The sequence below is a fragment of the Leifsonia sp. SIMBA_070 genome (assembly GCF_046534635.1).
GTDB lineage: Bacteria > Actinomycetota > Actinomycetes > Actinomycetales > Microbacteriaceae > Leifsonia.
In genome coordinates this window covers 1-250 of record NZ_JAWRYK010000676.1, presented here as the reverse complement: position 1 = coordinate 250, position 250 = coordinate 1, and the positions used below count along the sequence as shown (strand labels likewise).

The 250-nt window shown below is 66.8% G+C and carries 1 protein-coding gene; it reads left to right on the top strand.

Annotation, left to right across the window (positions count from 1 at the left end):
- Positions 1 to 250 (top strand): hypothetical protein (locus SB754_RS21955; RefSeq protein ID WP_410784419.1); only part of this gene is annotated, 250 nt, incomplete at both ends.

The window sequence follows — 250 nt, the reverse complement described above, 5'->3', positions numbered from 1 at the left end:
CACGGCCTGTCGGTGCCCGCAGTACGTGCGGCGCACAGCGGCGAAAACTTGCTGGCCGTGGACGTTGATGGCCAACCGCTGCGGGTACGCCTGCTCGACTACATTGACGGTCAACCGTTGACGCGTCTCAAGCACATGCCAGCGCAGGTGATGGCCGAAATGGGCAGGCTGTGCGCGCGGCTCGACAGCGCACTGGCCGATTTCGACGACCCCGGCCTTGCGCGCACCCTGCAGTGGGACCCGCAACACG